At 70.4% G+C, this 14,471-nt stretch carries 13 protein-coding genes and 1 pseudogene; 7 read left to right on the forward strand and 7 right to left on the reverse strand.

Annotated features, from left to right (window positions below; translation table 11 throughout):
- Positions 1-297: 297 nt before the first annotated feature.
- Positions 298-1,122: pseudogene (locus tag CU254_RS08065) on the forward strand (phosphatidate cytidylyltransferase); the annotation flags it as partial.
- Between the two features lie 4 nt (positions 1,123-1,126).
- On the opposite strand, the gene CU254_RS08070 reads toward CU254_RS08065, so the two are convergent.
- Positions 1,127-1,969, reverse strand: a complete 843-nt coding sequence (locus tag CU254_RS08070; RefSeq protein WP_037712948.1) for a VOC family protein — start codon at positions 1,967-1,969, stop codon at positions 1,127-1,129.
- A 112-nt stretch (positions 1,970-2,081) separates the two neighbouring features.
- Between CU254_RS08070 and CU254_RS08075 the strand changes: the two genes are divergently transcribed.
- Positions 2,082-2,906, forward strand: a complete 825-nt coding sequence (locus tag CU254_RS08075; RefSeq protein WP_050788133.1) for a class I SAM-dependent methyltransferase — start codon at positions 2,082-2,084, stop codon at positions 2,904-2,906.
- Here the strand turns inward: CU254_RS08075 and CU254_RS08080 are convergent.
- A complete protein-coding gene (locus CU254_RS08080) occupies positions 2,840-3,517 on the reverse strand; it encodes a PadR family transcriptional regulator (RefSeq protein WP_234392807.1) in 678 nt (225 codons plus the stop codon). The genes CU254_RS08075 and CU254_RS08080 overlap by 67 nt on opposite strands.
- Positions 3,518-3,689: 172 nt before the next feature.
- Here CU254_RS08080 and CU254_RS08090 point away from each other — a divergent pair, with 172 nt between their 5' ends.
- Complete coding sequence (locus CU254_RS08090) at positions 3,690-5,342, forward strand: glutamate--tRNA ligase (RefSeq protein ID WP_009074511.1); 1,653 nt, start codon at positions 3,690-3,692, stop codon at positions 5,340-5,342.
- Positions 5,343-5,381: 39 nt separating this feature from the next.
- On the opposite strand, the gene CU254_RS08095 is transcribed toward CU254_RS08090, so the two are convergent.
- On the reverse strand, positions 5,382-6,029 hold the full coding sequence (locus CU254_RS08095; protein WP_009074514.1) for a response regulator transcription factor: 648 nt from the start codon (positions 6,027-6,029) through the stop codon (positions 5,382-5,384).
- Positions 6,014-7,258, reverse strand: a complete 1,245-nt coding sequence (locus CU254_RS08100) for a sensor histidine kinase (protein ID WP_009074516.1) — start codon at positions 7,256-7,258, stop codon at positions 6,014-6,016. The genes CU254_RS08095 and CU254_RS08100 overlap by 16 nt, the downstream gene beginning before the upstream one ends.
- Positions 7,259-7,438: 180 nt before the next feature.
- Here CU254_RS08100 and CU254_RS08105 point away from each other — a divergent pair, with 180 nt between their 5' ends.
- Positions 7,439-7,840 (forward strand): hypothetical protein, encoded by a 402-nt coding sequence (locus tag CU254_RS08105; protein ID WP_199785837.1) that lies wholly within the window; start codon positions 7,439-7,441, stop codon positions 7,838-7,840.
- Here CU254_RS08105 and CU254_RS08110 read toward each other — a convergent pair.
- A complete protein-coding gene (locus CU254_RS08110; protein ID WP_037712951.1) occupies positions 7,824-10,175 on the reverse strand; it encodes a penicillin acylase family protein in 2,352 nt (783 codons plus the stop codon). The two genes, CU254_RS08105 and CU254_RS08110, sit on opposite strands and share 17 nt — an antisense overlap.
- Positions 10,176-10,390: 215 nt before the next feature.
- On the opposite strand from CU254_RS08110, the gene CU254_RS08115 reads away from it, so the two are divergent.
- Positions 10,391-10,882, forward strand: a complete 492-nt coding sequence (locus tag CU254_RS08115; RefSeq protein WP_199785838.1) for a DUF3558 family protein — start codon at positions 10,391-10,393, stop codon at positions 10,880-10,882.
- Between the two features lies 1 nt (position 10,883).
- Here the strand turns inward: CU254_RS08115 and CU254_RS08120 are convergent, their stop codons facing one another.
- Entirely contained in the window at positions 10,884-12,143 is a 1,260-nt protein-coding gene (locus CU254_RS08120; RefSeq protein WP_009074523.1) for an aspartate aminotransferase family protein, read from the reverse strand.
- Between the two features lie 87 nt (positions 12,144-12,230).
- Between CU254_RS08120 and CU254_RS08125 the strand changes: the two genes are divergently transcribed.
- The gene (locus CU254_RS08125) at positions 12,231-13,133 is read left to right on the forward strand and encodes a LysR family transcriptional regulator (protein ID WP_009074525.1); all 903 of its coding nucleotides are present in this window, start codon (positions 12,231-12,233) and stop codon (positions 13,131-13,133) included.
- Here the strand turns inward: CU254_RS08125 and CU254_RS08130 are convergent.
- Positions 13,130-14,083 (reverse strand): nitronate monooxygenase family protein, encoded by a 954-nt coding sequence (locus CU254_RS08130; protein WP_009074527.1) that lies wholly within the window; start codon positions 14,081-14,083, stop codon positions 13,130-13,132. The two genes, CU254_RS08125 and CU254_RS08130, sit on opposite strands and share 4 nt — an antisense overlap.
- 47 nt (positions 14,084-14,130) lie before the next feature.
- On the opposite strand from CU254_RS08130, the gene CU254_RS08135 reads away from it, so the two are divergent.
- Complete coding sequence (locus tag CU254_RS08135) at positions 14,131-14,469, forward strand: helix-turn-helix domain-containing protein (RefSeq protein ID WP_009074529.1); 339 nt, start codon at positions 14,131-14,133, stop codon at positions 14,467-14,469.
- Positions 14,470-14,471 lie beyond the last annotated feature (2 nt).

Raw genomic sequence — 14,471 nt, forward strand, 5'->3', positions numbered from 1 at the left:
CCGGAAACCCCTGCCGTGCGGCGGAAAACGGACTCTGCGGCGAACGTACGCGCGGAATCCGTTGCCGCGGCAGGGAAACGGGCGGAAACCGGGGACGAGTCGGCGAAGGGCGCGCACGGCGTTCCCGCGGACGGGCCGGGCCAGGGCGGGAAACCCGCGGCCGGGCCAGGCAAGGATGCGAAAGCCGCGAGCGAGCCGGGTCAGGGCGGGAAAGCCGCGGGCAGGCGGGGCCAGGGCGGCAAGGCTGCGGACGGGCCGGGCCAAGGCGCGAAGGCCGCGAACGGCGAAAAAGCCGGACCGGAGAAGAAGGCGTCCCGGGCCGGGCGCAATCTTCCCGCGGCGATCGGCGTCGGGCTGCTGCTCGGGGCCGCGATCATCGTTTCCCTGCTCACCGTCCGGTTCCTCTTCATCGGCGTCATCGCCGCCGCGATCGCGGTCGGCACCTTCGAGTTCTCCGGCGTGCTGCGCCGGGTCGCGGACACCAAGGTCGCGCTGATCCCGGTGCTCGTCGGCGGACAGGCGATGATCTGGCTGGCCTGGCCGTTCGGCCGGGAAGGCGCGCTCACCGCGTTCGTGCTCACCGTGCTCGCCTGCCTGCTGTGGCGGTTGCCCGGCGGCGCGAAGGGCTACGTGCGCGACGTCGGCGCTTCCGTTTTCGCCGCCGCGTACCTGCCGTTGTTCGGCGCGTTCGCGGCCATGCTCGTGCCGCCGCACGACGGCGTCGGGCGCGTGCTCACGTTCCTGATCGCCGTGGTCGCCTCCGACACCGGCGGCTACATCGCGGGCGTGCTCGGCGGCAAACACCCGATGGCCCCCACGATCAGCCCGAAGAAGTCCTGGGAGGGCTTCGCCGGTTCGATGCTCGCGGGCATCGCCGCGGGCGTGCTCACGATCAGCCTCATGCTGGACGGCCACGCCTGGCAGGGCGCGATCTTCGGCGCGGCCATCGTGCTCACCGCGACGCTCGGCGACCTCGTCGAATCGCTCATCAAACGCGACCTCGGAATCAAGGACATGGGCACGCTGCTGCCCGGCCACGGCGGCATCATGGACCGCCTCGACTCGCTGCTGCCCTCGGCCGTCGTGTCCTGGCTGCTGCTGTCGGCCTTCGTCCCGGCCTGAGTTCTCAGTCGTCGTACGGGTCGTCGACCTCGGCGCGGCCCACGTCTTCCAGCACCCGCGAGTGGTCGATCACCGCGAACACCGCGCCGTCCGGATCGGCGAGGATCGCGGTGCGGCCGAAGGGCGTGTCGTACGGCTCGATCACGACCGAACCGCCCAGCATCAACGCTTCGCCCGCCGCCGCGTCCGCGCCGCGGGCGGGATCGACCTCGAAGTACACGAGCCAGTGCGGGGGAGTGTCGCGGCGGTACTCGGGACCCATCACGTAGCGGTACAGCACGGCCGTGTGCTCAATGGAATATTCAGCGTAGTCAACGCTCTCGCCGTCGCCGACCTGACGGCTCGAGTAGTTGAACAGCTTGGTGTAGAAGTGGTCCGCGGCCACGCCGTCGTGCGTGTTGAGGTCCGCGCCGCTGAACGTGTTGGGCACGCCGCTCGCGAACTGCCAGTCCGGCGGGGCTTCCCAGAACACCACCGGCGCGCCGCACGCGTCGATCGCGTGCAGGATGCTGCCGCGTTCGGGAATCGCGACCGGCCCGAGCGTCACCTGTCCGCCGAGGTGCTCCACCCATTCCGCCGCGCTCGCCGTGTGCGGCACCGCGAGCTGCAGCGTCCAGCCGGGCGCGCTGCGGGGCCCGGCTTGGTACAGACCACCGGCGGCGACCCCGTCGCTCGAGGCGATGGAGTACCGGCCGGTCGGCGACGCGGGATCGCGCCGGGTCTCGTAGTCCCAGCCGAAAAGGCGGGAGTAGAAGTCTTGTGTCCGAGCTTCGTCTTGGCATGCCACCTCGACCCAGCAGGGCAGCCCTGCCGGGACCGCGCGGGCGCCTGGCCAGCCGATCGACATCGCGTGTCTCCTCCCCGACGAGGGAGAAGTGTATTCGGACGGACGGGGTTCTACGCTCTGAGCGGGAAAGCTGCCGCGCCCGCCGGCGCCCCCAGAGACGGAAAGGAGTGCCGTGCGCTGGTTGTTCCGCGGTCCGGCGGCGTCCGAAGAAGTCGTCCCCAGCCCCAACATCTGGTACTACCAGGACGTCTACGACGTGGAGAACCGGGCGCAGGACGCGGACGGCGAGATTTGGCGCGTACTGCGCGAAGAGCGCGACTGGACCGGTCTCGACGTCCTCGATCTCGGCTGCGGCGACGGATACCACCTGCCGCTTTTCGCCGCGGACGCCCGTTCCGTGCTCGGAATCGAACCGCACCCGCCGCTCGCGCGGGACGCGGAGCGGCGGGTGCGGGATCTGGGGAACGTGCGGGTCCGCGTGGGACGAGCGCAGCGGTTGCCGGTGGACGACGCCAGTGTGGACATCGTGCACGCGCGCACCGCGTATTTCTTCGGCCCCGGCTGCGAACCCGGATTGCGCGAAGCGGAACGGGTGCTGCGGCCCGGAGGATCGATCATGATCGTCGACCTCGACGTGACCAGCGAGCCGTACGGCGGGTGGATGCGGGCAGATCTGCCGCGCTACGACCCGCCTGCGGTGGAACGCTTCTTCGCCGCGCACGGCTTCAACTGCCGGCGCGTACGCACGCGTTGGCGCTTCGCGGACTTCGCCGCGGCGGAATCAGTGTTGAAGATCGAGTTCAGCGCGAAGGTCGCACAGCGGGCGATCGCTGACACGCGCCGCCTGAACCCGGGATCGGGCGAGGTGACGCTGCCGGTGGGTTATCGCGTGCATTGCCGCGTCAAACCCACCGGCCTCGTCCTGCCCGGTCACTCGGCTGCCTCTCCGGAATCGGCCGAGTCGTCCGAGTCCTCGACCTCGCCCAGGATCGAGTAGATCGACCGCCGTGCCTCGTTGAGCACGTCCACCGCGCGGGCCTGCTGGTTCTCGCTGCCGGCGCGCATCACCTGCACGACCGCCGCGGCGAGCGTCGCGCCCGCCTTGCGCAGGTCGTGCTCGACCGGTTCGACGTCGTCGGTGAAGTGCTCCCACGGCGGAGTGCCGGTCTGCTGTTCGGCGGCGGCGCGGCCCTCGTCGGTGAGCTCGAAGAGCTTCTTGCCGCTCTCGTCGCGGCTCACGACCAGGCCCTCGTCGGCCAGCATCTGCAGGGTCGGGTAGATCGAGCCGGGGCTGGGCTTCCAGAGCCCGCCGCTGCGCTCGCCGATCTCGCGGATGATCTCGTAGCCGTGCCGCGGCTGTTCCGCGAGCAGGGCGAGGATCGCCGCCCGCACGTCGCCGCGCCGGCCGCGCCGGGGACCGCGGCGTCCGCCCGGACCGTGGCCGCGCCGGCCGCGTCCGCCAGGGCCGCCCGGCCCGAAGCCGAACTCGCCGAATTCCCGGCCCCACGGCCCGAACGAGGACCGTCCGCGCCCTTCGTGTTCTCCGTGTTCGTGATGTCCGCCGGGGAACGAGCGTCCGCCGGGGAAGGGGTGTCGTCGTCGGTTCATGGTCTTTGGTTTCCTTTCTCGAACTGTTGCGACACGTTCACGATATATCGGAAACGGTCGGTTGGCAACCACGTCGACCACCCGGGGACCTGGCCGACCGGGGAAGACGGCGGTCGGCGATACTCGAGGCACTAGCGAAAACACCCGAACGACCTGGGAGACCCGACCTCCGATGCTGGACCGTGCGGTCATCGACGCCCTGTTCCCCGCGGATCTGCCCGAGCCTGAGCACTGGGAACAGCGCTATCCGGCCCGGCAGCTGCCCGACGGCGCGAAGGTGACCCGGTTCGGCCCGTCGCCGACCGGCTTCGTGCACATCGGCGGCATCTACGTCGCGACGATCGACCAGGACGTCGCGCGCCGCTCCGAGGGCCGCTACTTGGTGCGCGTCGAGGACACCGACCAGTCGCGCGAGGTCGAGGGCGCGCTGGAGCAGTTCGAGCGCGGCTTCGCGTACTTCGGACTGCAGGCGGACGAGGACGCGGTGCGCGGCGGCGAGTACGGCCCGTACCGGCAGTCCGAGCGCGAGCAGATCTACCTCACCTACGTACGGCACCTTCTGCGCGAAGGCCGCGCGTACATCGACTTCGCGACGAAGGACGAGCTGGCGTCCATCACCGCGCGGCAGCAGGCGACGAAGCTCCCGACGGGCTACTACGGCTCGTGGGCGATCTGGCGCGACGCTTCGGCGGAAGACGTGCAGGCGAAGCTCGACGCGGGCGAGCCGTGGGTGGTCCGCTTCCGCGCGCCCGACGACACCGGGCAGCGCGTGCGCTTCACCGACGCGATCCGCGGCACCATCGAGGCCGAGGCCAACCGTAATGACGTGGTGATCCTCAAGAGCTCCGACCAGAGCCCGCGGCTGCCGACCTACCACTTCGCGCACACGGTCGACGACCACCTGATGCGGGTGAACCTGGTGATCCGCGGCGACGAGTGGATCTCGTCGGTGCCCACGCACCAGCAGCTCTTCGAAGCGCTCGGCTTCGAGCCGATCCAGTACGCGCACATCGCGCCGCTGATGAAGCAGGAGGGCGGCAGCAAGCGGAAGCTGTCCAAGCGCAAGGACCCGGAAGCCTCCGTCGACTTCTACCTCGAAGCCGGCTACCCGGTCCCGGCGGTGCTGTACTACCTGCGCGGCCTGGCGAACGGACGGCTCGCCGAGATGCCGCTGCCCGAAGCGCTCGACGCGCCGATCAACCTCGACGAGTGCGGCGTCGCCGGTCCGCTCGTGGACCTGGTGAAGCTGGACGACCTCGCCGCCGACTACGTCGCGACGCTGTCCGGCGAGGAGATTCTCGCCTCCGTGCTCGAATGGGCCGACCGGTTCGACCCGGAGCTGAAGGCGGTCCTGGAGTCCTCGCGCGAGCTGGCGTTGCGCGCGCTGGCGGTGGAGCGCGAGGGCGTCGAGAACCCGCGCAAGGACCTGAAGAAGTGGAGCGAGTTCCGCGCGGTCTACGGGTTCTTCTTCCCGCAGCTGCACCAGGCAGCGACCGGTCCCGACGACGAGCGGATCGCGGCGCTTGGCGTTCCGGCGGACGTCGTGCGCGCGGTGGCCTCGGACTTCGTGTCCGCGTACCAGCAGCTCGACGACGGCCAGGAGTGGTTCCAGCAGATCCGCGACGTCGCGGCGAAGCACGGGTTCGCCAAGAACGCCAAGGAATACAAGAAGGACCCGGACGCCTACCCCGGTTCGATCCGCGAGGCGTCGCAGATCATCCGGATCGCGATCACCGGGTCGACCCGCAGCCCGGACCTGCACTCGATCACGCAGGCGCTGGGCGCGGAGGAAACGTTGCGGCGCTTCGGAAATCTGGTCAACTAGCCCCGAAACGGCCCGCACCGAACCTGGGGCGGGCCGTTTTCACGGCCGGTTCAAATAGGTCAGCACCGCCAGGACGCGCCGGTTGCCGGTGTCGTCGTCGGTGATGCCGAGCTTGCCGAACAGCGACGTCGTGTACTTGCTGATCGCGCTTTCGCTCAGGAACAGCCGTCCGGCGATCGCCGCGTTCGACAGGCCTTCCGCCATCAGTTCCAGCACTGAACGCTCGCGCTCGGTCAGCGAGCCGAGGCGTTGGTCCGGCGATCCGCTCGTGAGCAGTTTCGAGATCACCGCCGGGTCCATCGCGGTGCCGCCGGCCGCGACGCGTTCGAGGGCGTCGATGAACTGTTCGGCCTCGAAAACGCTGTCCTTCAACAGATATCCGACGCCGCTCGCGCCGTCGGCCAACAGCTCCCGGGCGTAAAGCTGCTCGACGTGCTGCGACAGGATCAGCACCGGCAACCCGGGCGTCTCGCGGCGCGCGGCGAGGACCGCGCGCAGGCCTTCGTCGGTTTGCGTCGGCGGCATCCGGACGTCGACCACGGCGACGTCCGGCCGGTGTTCGCGCAGCACGGCGACGGTTTCCGGGCCGGTCGTCGCGGTCGCCACGACCTCGTGGCCGTATGCCTGCAGGAGCCGGACCAAGCCGTCCCGCAGCAGGTAGAGGTCCTCGGCTACGACGATGCGCATGGCACCATCATCCACGCTCGGGTCGGCCCGCCCGCCGGGCTGGTCAGCTCAAGAGTGCCGTCGAAGACCGCGAGGCGGCGGCGCAGTCCGGCGAGTCCGCCGTCCGGGCGGAGTTCAGCCCCGCCGAGACCGTCGTCCCGGACCTCCGCGCGCAGCTGATTCCCTTCCTGCCGCAGCGAAACCCACACGCGCGCCGCGTGGGCGTGCTTCACCGCGTTGGCGAGCAATTCGGCGATTCCGAAGTACAGCGCGGATTCGATCGGCGGATCGAGCGGCTGCGGCAGATCGGCCTCGACAGTCACGTCGAGCGGCAGGTCCATGGCCATCGCGCGGACCGCGTCGACGAGACCGCGTTCGTTCAGCACCGGCGGGCTGATTCCCCGGACCAGCTCGCGCAATTCGGTGAGCGAGGTGGCCGCGCCGGCCCGGGCGTCGCGCAGCAATTCCTTGGCCTGCTCGGGATTGGTCTCCATCAGCTTCTCCGCCGTCGCCAGCGCGAGGCCGAGCGCGACCAGCCGGGCTTGCGCGCCGTCGTGCAGATCCCGTTCGATGCGGCGGATTTCCGCGGCTTGCGCGATGGTCGTGTCCGCGCGCAATGCGGTCAGCGTGTCGACCCGGTCGGCCAGTTCCATCGTCGTGGACGCGCCCAGGAACCGTGTGGCCACCGGGATGACGCTCCGCCACGCGTAGGGCGCGGTCGCGATCGCGATCAGCAGACCGGCGAGGTACCCGACCGGAAAGTGTGCCAGCGGTAGGACCGCCGCGGCGACGCCGAGCAGCGGCACGACTGCGACCAGTCCGAACGAGAACGGCGCGAGCAGGGCGAACCGCAGGTCCCGCCAGGTCGCCGGGTCGTAGCGCCAGTTCTTCAGCCGCTGTTCGCGCCGGGCCTCTTCCTGGGTGCGCGAGTAGGAGTGGCCGTTCCACCAGTATCCGGTCGAGAGCTGGGTGATCGGCGGCAGCTCGCGGTACCCCGGCGGGAGCACGATGCCGGTCCAGTTCGCCACCAGGGCCCGCGTCATCCGGCAGACCGGCTTCGCGAGCGCCAGCGTTCCGATCCCCGCCCAGATGAACGGCGCGATCCACGACCACGGGCTGCCGCCCCACAGTTGCCACAGGCCGACCGCGGCCGCCCACACGGCCGGGATCAGCAGGGCCACGCCCGCCGCTTGGGCGGCGCGCACGAATCCCACCCCGCAGCCGCGCACCCAGGACCGTAGCTGTCGCATCGTTTCTTCCCCCTGTCCATCCGGCTTCGCGGTCCACTGTGCACCACGAAACGCCGGATCCCCGCCGCTGCGGGACAGGAGTGGGTCTGGACCCACCCGCTCGTGCGGCCAGACCCATACCGGGCCCGGCCGCGGCTTCCTAGCGTTGCTGGCACAACGGGAAACCACAAGGGAGAACAAATGATGGAGACCATCGAACGCACCGCCGTCCAGCGTCCGTTCGGCCTCGTGAAGGGGTTCGTCGCGGCCTACGGAGCGATGGGCGCGGCCGTCTTCGGCACGATCGTCGCGCTGGCCGCCGCCGACGGCACGGCGACCGGCTTCATGTGGACGCGGTCCGCGCTGGTGCCGGTGAGCGCCGCGATCGTGTACTGGCTGGTCACGCTCGCCGCCCGGGGCTCGCGCCGGGCTTATCAGCGGGCCCGGCTCATTGCGGTGGTCGCGCCGATCGCGCTCGTCGGCGTCGACCTGATCCCGGGCGTGTGCCCGCTCTGGTTCCTGCTGCTGCAGACGGCCTGCGCCGTGCTGCTGGCCTGCGCGGCGGTCCCGCTCGTCCGGATGCGGGCTACGTTCCCGAAGTGACCCTCGGGACCAGCCGGATCCGGGTGTCGAGGTTGCGTTCGACGGCCGAGCGGCTCGACAGCAGGGGGAACGAGCCGCCGGACGCCCACAGGTCGTTCAGGTCCCGGTAGTGCGGGCTGCGCGGGTCGCCGGACTGGCCGGGCGCGTTGATCGCCCGCGACGCGTCCCAGTCGCCGACGTCGAGCGCCATCTTGAAGGTCGCGCCGATGATCTGCTGGTAGGTGAGCGGGTGGAAGAACGACGGGTGGACGGTCTGGTAGTCGCCGCCGACCGGGGTCGGGCCGACGTCCGGGCCGCCCGCCGGGTGCACGAACTCCTGGTACTGCAGCGAGCCCCAGCGCCATTTCGCCGGGTCGCCGCCGAGTTTTCCGGCCACGTCGCGGAAGGCGAGCGGGAGGGTGTCGAGGATCAGCTTGTCGCGTCTGGCCGCGCCGCCCGGGCCGAACCACGCGTCCGGGTCGGCGAAGGACGCGAGCACGAGGCTGAAATCCGGATTGATGGTGCGGGACAGGACGTCCGCGGCGGCCTGCGGGAGCATCGTGTGCGCCCAGCCGCCGTGGAGGTACTTCAGCAGCCACGTTTCGTACAGCGCGGCGGGCGCGGACTCCACCGAGGCGACGCCGTCGAAGCCGCGCAGCAGGTCGAGCGCCTTCGCGGTGTCCGGGTCCGTCGAGGAAAGGTTCCGCAGGTACGGGATGAGGCGGGTGGCCAGCAAGGATTTTTCGTCGCGCTGGATGGCGAGCGAATCGGCGACGCGGGCGCGCGGCGTCGACTTGATCAGCTCGTCGATCCGCTCCTTGCGGTACGGCAGCTGCCATTCGTAGTTGGACACCACCGGGAAGCCCGGCGGGAGGTTGTAGTCGTTGGCGGAGGCGAAGAATCCGGCCGGCGGGTTGTGCTGCCACGGGAGTTCGGAGTTGGCGTGGAAGCCGTTCCACTCGTAGCGGCCGTCTCCGGGGACGGGCAGCAGACCGTCGTATCCGGCTCCGGTGCGGCGCGGGGTCAGCGCGCCGGGGACGTAGCCGATGTCGCCGTGGACGTCGGCGTAGACGAGGTTCGATCCGGGTGCGCCCCAGGTGCGCATTCCGGCGGTGAAATCGGTGAAGTTGCGGGCGCGCTGGTAGTTCAGGCTGCCGAGATAGGCGGCGCTGCCCGGTTCGGTCCACGCGGTGCGCACGGCGAAACCCCGGTTCGCGGCTTCGTCGACCTTCACGATCGGGCCGTGCCGGGTGAAGGACAGTTCGCGGGTCACCGGCTGGCCGCCCAGCACCGGGATCGTTTCGGTGACCTTGGTGATCGGTTCCCAGCCGCCGCGGTAGCGGTACCGGCTGTGGTCGGCGGGGTCGAGGTCGTAGACGTAGAGGTCGGTCTGGTCGACCGGCAAGTTCGTCAGGCCGAAGGCGACGGAATCGTTGTGGCCGATGGCGATGCCCGGGTTCCACGGTTCGCCCGCGCCGGTGAGGTTCAGGCCGGGCGCGGAAAGCTGGGCGACATAGCGACCGGACGGCAGCGCGTCGGCGCCGCGGTGCGGGTCGTTGGCGAGGATCGGCCGCCCGGTCGCGGTGCGGTTCGGGCCGATCGCCCACGAGTTGCTGCCGCTGGTGGCGTCGGCGATGTCCTTCGGCCCGGCGACGCCCTTCGGGAACGTGACGGCCGCGGTCGCCTTGTTGTACACGGAAAGCACGTCGCCGGGGACTGCACAGGGGTCGAGTCCTTCTGGCACCGCGGCTTCGTGGTCGGGATGCAGGCTGCGGAGGTACTTGCTCGCGTTCGGCCCGGCCTGGCACACCATCTGCGCGCGGGAGACCTCCCACATGAGGTTCTCGCCGATCGCGTGCGTGCGGATGCGGACCACGTCCTCGGGTTGCCAATGCGACGGCTGGTAGCCGAGTTTGCCGAACTCCGGCGGGGCGGCCTTCGGATTCTTGGCCAGCCAGTCGATGTACGAGTTGATCCCCTCGGTGAAGCGGGTGGCGGCGAGTTTGGCCTCGGGGCCGTAGGACGCCCATTCCTTTCGCATGTCCCCGCGGTAGAGGAACAGCCGCGCCGCACGATCCTGGTCCACATAGGACTCGCCGAGCACCTCGCTGAGCAACCCGAGACCTCGGCGCCGCCAGGTGTCGAGCTGGAAGAGCCGGTCGCGGGCGACGGTGAAACCCTGTGCGTAGAACAGGTCCGCGGTGTTGGCGGCGTAGATGTGCGGGACGCCCCACTTGTCGACGAGCACGTCGACCGGGCGGGAAAGACCGTCGAGACCGATCGCGGGGCTCGCCGAGGCCGGCGTCGTGCCGAGCAGCGTCAGAACGAGTATCAGGACGGTAGCTTTCGACCGCATTTCCCCACCCCCGGCAGCAGCGTTGACCCCGCGCACGCTAATCGCGGCGGTCGCGGGGACCCACCCCTGAACCGGGACGAGTAGGGGGAACCGGACGCCGCTCGCCGCCGTCCAAGGTGCCGCCCGGGAGCCGTTCCATTACTGTCCCGAGCCAAACCGGACCCCTGGGGGAAGCGATGCGACGAGTGGTGGCGGCTGCGGCTGCCTTGGTTTGCGTGCTGGGGCTCGCGGCCTGCGGCAGCGGCGCCGAGGGCGGCGACAAGAACGTCGTGGGCGCTGGCAGCAGTGCCGAGCCGGAGGCCAAGGACGGCGGCAAGACCGGCACGCCGCTCGCGAACACCGATCCGTGCAGCCTGCTCCAGCCCTCCGACGTGCCCGAACTCAGCCAGGAGAGCACCACCGCGCCCAAGGCCGACGGCCGCCGGTGCGAGGGCCCCGGCTACAGCGTGAGCCTCTCGGAGGTCGACGCGGAGGGCTACGCCGTCCAGTTCGAGGGCTCGATGGTCAAGCCGATCTCCGACATCGCCGGGTACAAGGCGGGCGTGATGGACACCCGCGGCTCTTGGCAGAACAGTTGCGCCGTCATCCTCGCGGTGACGACCAACGAGCTGGTGTTCGTCGCCGTCGGCGCCAAGCCGGACCCTTCGAAGAGCTGCGATCTCGCGAAGAAGGCGGCGACCGCCGTCGCGGGCCGCATTCCCCGCTGAGCTACGAGACGTCCCCGATCGCCTCGTCCAGAATGGACAGTCCGAGGTCGATCTCGCTTTCGGCGGCGGTCAGCGGCGGCGCGATCCGGAACACCCCGCCCATGCCGGGCAGCTGCACGATGTTCATGTGCAGCCCGAGTTCGAGGCACCGCTGCGTCACGCGCGCGCCGAGCTTGTCCGCGTCCGGTCCGCCGCCGCTCAGTTCCAGTCCGGCGAGCAGTCCCCGGCCGCGGATCTCGCCGACCGTCTCGTGCCGCGCCGCGATTTCGTCCAGTCCGGCGCGCAGCCGGGCGCCGAGCTGGCGGGCGCGTTCGTCGAGGCGGTCGCGGATCAGCACGTCCAGGACGGTGTTGCCGACCGCGGCCGGGAGCGGGTCAGAGACGTGCGTGGTGAAGAACAGGTACCCGCGTTCGTGGGCTTCCTGCTCGATTTCCGCGCTCGTCAGCACCGCGGCGAGCGGCAGACCGGCCCCGAGCGTTTTGGACACCGTGAGGATGTCCGGGACCACGCCGTCGTGTTCGAAGGCGTACCAGGTTCCGGTGCGGCACAACCCGGTCTGTGCCTCGTCGAGGATCAGCAGCATGCCGCGTTCCCGGCATTTCTGTTGCAGCGCCGGGAAATAACCCGGCGGCGGCACGAGGATGCCGCCGGAGCTGAGGATCGGCTCGACCAGGCACGCGGCGAGGCTGCCGACCGACTGCGCGTCGATCAGGTCGAACGCCAGGTCCAGCTGGTGCTGCCAGTCCGGCCCGCTGGGCACCGGAATCGCGAAGTTGCCGGGCGCGCCGGGACCGTAGCCCTTGCGGCCCGCGCTGTAGGTGGCGCTCGCCGCGGCCTGCGTCATCCCGTGCCAGGACCGGGCGAACGAGACGATCTCGTGCTTGCCGGTCACCAGCTTGGCCATCCGCAGCGCGGCCTCGTTGGACTCGGCGCCGGTGGTGAGCAGCAGCGCCTTCTCCAGCGGGTCCGGCAGCGTTTCGGCGAGCCGGCGCGCGAGATCGACGACGGGGCGGCTCAGCATCCCGCTGAACAGGTGGTCGAGCTTCGCGGCCTGCTTCCGGACGGTCTCGACGATCTCCGGATGCGCGTGCCCCAGGATCGCGCTCATCTGCCCGGACGTGAAGTCGAGGATCCGCCGTCCGTCCTCGGTGAAGACGAAACTGCCCTCGGCGCGGTCGATGATCTCGCCGGTGAACGAGCCGGGGCCGGCGTAGCGGACGAGGTGCCGGTCGACGTCGGACCAGAAGGTGTCGGTGCCCATGGGAGTGACGGTAGAGCCGCGCCGAGCGCCGCGTCCATCTCACAGTTTCCGCTTGCTTGTGCGATGACATCGAACAACGATGGGGCCATGTTGAACCCGGGGCGGCTGCGGCTGTTGAGCCGGCTCGCCGTGCTGGGCACGGTTCGCGCGGTGGCGCAGGACGTCAATCTCAGCGCCTCCACGGTGTCGCATCAGCTCGCGGTGCTGGAGACCGAAACCCGCACCCGGCTGCTGGAACGCACCGGCCGCCGCGTCCGGCTGACTCCGGCCGGGGAGAAACTGGCCCGGCAGGCGCGCGCGATCCTCGACCATCTCGACGCGGTCGAGGCCGAATTGCGCGGCGACGAACCGGCCGGGCTGGTGCGGATCGGCGCGTTCCAGAGCGCGATCCACACCTTCGCCGTCCCCGCCGCGACGCGTCTTGCCGAGCGCTATCCGCGGCTGGAAACCGAGCTGGCGGAACGGGAACCGCACGAAAGCGTCCCGGCGCTGCGGGCGGGCGACAGCGACGTCGTCATCACCACGACCGACTTCGCCGACCTGCCGCTCGGCCCCGATCTCGAGATCGTCCGGCTGGCGACCGACCCGATCGTCCTGGTCACCGCGCGCGACCGGCCCGAGCCGCCCGGACCCGCGGTGCTCGCGGAGTACGCGGACGAACCGTGGGCGCTCGACATTCCCCCGTCCTACATGGCGAATCTGACGCTGCGGCTCTGCCGCGAATCGGGGTTCGAGCCGCGCGTGGCGTGCCGGTTCAGCAACTACCTGATGACGTTGCAGCACGTCGAGGCCGGGTTGTCGATCGCGTTGCTGCCCGGGCTGGCGGTGGACCCGCGGTACCGGGTCGCGACGAAAGCACTGGCGACACCGGTGACGCGCACGATCGTCGCGGTCACCCGGCGGGGATCGCCGCGCCCGGCGGCGGTGAACGCGGTGCTCGACGCGCTGCGGCAGCCGGTCGAGCTTCCGCCGATGGTGGAGCAGGGCTAGCCGACGAGATCCGCGACGATCTGCGCCGCCGGAGCGATGTTTCGGACCAAACCCGCGGACTGACCGGCGTAGTGCGCCAGGGCTTCGAGGTCTCCGGTCATTCCCGGCACCGGAATCATGTCGTCGTAGCGGTGCCACGGGTTCCCGACCGCATCAGTTGCTACGACGTCGCCTTCGCCGGGGCGGTCCGTACGCGGTTCGCCCGCGGCTTCCCATTGCGTGAGCGTCGAATTGCGCAAGGCGCGGTGCGGCGCGTCGGGCCAGCCGCCGTCGAAACAGCGGGTGTGGATGGCGTCCTCGAGTTTTGCGGCGAGCACGGCTTGGCGGTAGGAATCGTGGGTTGCCGCCTCGGTCGCGGTCAGGAATCGGGTGCCCAGCCAACCGCCTTGTGCGCCGAGAGCGAGTACTGCGGCAAGTCCGCGGCGGTCGGCGATTCCGCCGGCGGCGAGCACGGGAATCGGGGCGACCGCGTCCACGACGGCGGGCACCAGCACGAGCGTCGACGCTTGGCCGCGGACGTGGCCGCCCGCTTCCCAGCCCTGCGCGACCACGACGTCGACGCCTGCCTCCGCCGCGCGTCGCGCTTCGGCGACCGAGCCGGCGGTGTGGATCAGCTGCGCGTTTTTCACGCGCGCGGCGACCTTGGCCGGGTCGCCCCAGAAGGTCGAAATGATCGGGACTTCCTCGGCGAGGCAGGCGTCGACCACGTCGTCGATGGGGAAGTCGAGCACGAGGTTGACCGCGAACGGGCGGTCCGTGCGGCGGCGCACCTCGCGGATCCGGCGGACCGCCTCGTCCGGGTCGGTCCAGGTGAGCGCGAGGGTCCCGAGGCCGCCCGCGTTCGAGACCGCGGCGGCGAGCGCCGGGGTCGCCGCCGAGCCGATCGGGGCCTGCGCGATCGGCACGGCGATGCCGAGCGTCTCGCACACCTGCTTCGGAAATCGAATCATGGCGGCCGATGCTAGTGTTTCGGAAATCGAAGCACAAGGAGATTCGGATGGCGACGCCGAAGCCGGGGCAGCCGGTCCGGGGCTCCACGACCGGCCGTCCGCTGATGGCCGCGCTCGACCTTTTCGGACGGCGGTGGTGCCTGCGGATCGTGTGGGAACTGCAGGTCGACACGCTGGGCTTTCGGGCGCTGCAGCAACGGTGCGACGGGATGTCTTCAAGCGTGCTGCGGCAGCGCTTGGTCGAACTCGGTGAGGCCGGTTTGGTGCGGCAGACCGACGAATCGCATTACGCGCTCACGACGCTCGGCCGCGAGGCGTTCGACGCGCTGCGGCCGCTGGTGTCGTGGGCAGATCGATGGGCCGCGTCTCTCGACGGCGGCGAATGATC

The sequence above is a fragment of the Amycolatopsis sp. AA4 genome (assembly GCF_002796545.1).
Taxonomy (GTDB): domain Bacteria; phylum Actinomycetota; class Actinomycetes; order Mycobacteriales; family Pseudonocardiaceae; genus Amycolatopsis.

Bases quoted from the DNA above. Each gene is read 5' to 3' on its own strand.
- CU254_RS08110 (WP_037712951.1), bottom strand. From the start codon at position 10,175: ATGCGGTCGAAAGCTACCGTCCTGATACTCGTTCTGACGCTGCTCGGC.
- CU254_RS08080 (WP_234392807.1), bottom strand. From the start codon at position 3,517: ATGAACCGACGACGACACCCCTTCCCCGGCGGACGCTCGTTCCCCGGC.
- CU254_RS08120 (WP_009074523.1), bottom strand. From the start codon at position 12,143: ATGGGCACCGACACCTTCTGGTCCGACGTCGACCGGCACCTCGTCCGC.
- CU254_RS08130 (WP_009074527.1), bottom strand. From the start codon at position 14,083: ATGATTCGATTTCCGAAGCAGGTGTGCGAGACGCTCGGCATCGCCGTG.
- CU254_RS08100 (WP_009074516.1), bottom strand. From the start codon at position 7,258: ATGCGACAGCTACGGTCCTGGGTGCGCGGCTGCGGGGTGGGATTCGTG.
- CU254_RS08135 (WP_009074529.1), top strand. From the start codon at position 14,131: ATGGCGACGCCGAAGCCGGGGCAGCCGGTCCGGGGCTCCACGACCGGC.
- CU254_RS08125 (WP_009074525.1), top strand. From the start codon at position 12,231: ATGTTGAACCCGGGGCGGCTGCGGCTGTTGAGCCGGCTCGCCGTGCTG.
- CU254_RS08070 (WP_037712948.1), bottom strand. From the start codon at position 1,969: ATGTCGATCGGCTGGCCAGGCGCCCGCGCGGTCCCGGCAGGGCTGCCC.
- CU254_RS08105 (WP_199785837.1), top strand. From the start codon at position 7,439: ATGATGGAGACCATCGAACGCACCGCCGTCCAGCGTCCGTTCGGCCTC.
- CU254_RS08090 (WP_009074511.1), top strand. From the start codon at position 3,690: ATGCTGGACCGTGCGGTCATCGACGCCCTGTTCCCCGCGGATCTGCCC.
- CU254_RS08095 (WP_009074514.1), bottom strand. From the start codon at position 6,029: ATGCGCATCGTCGTAGCCGAGGACCTCTACCTGCTGCGGGACGGCTTG.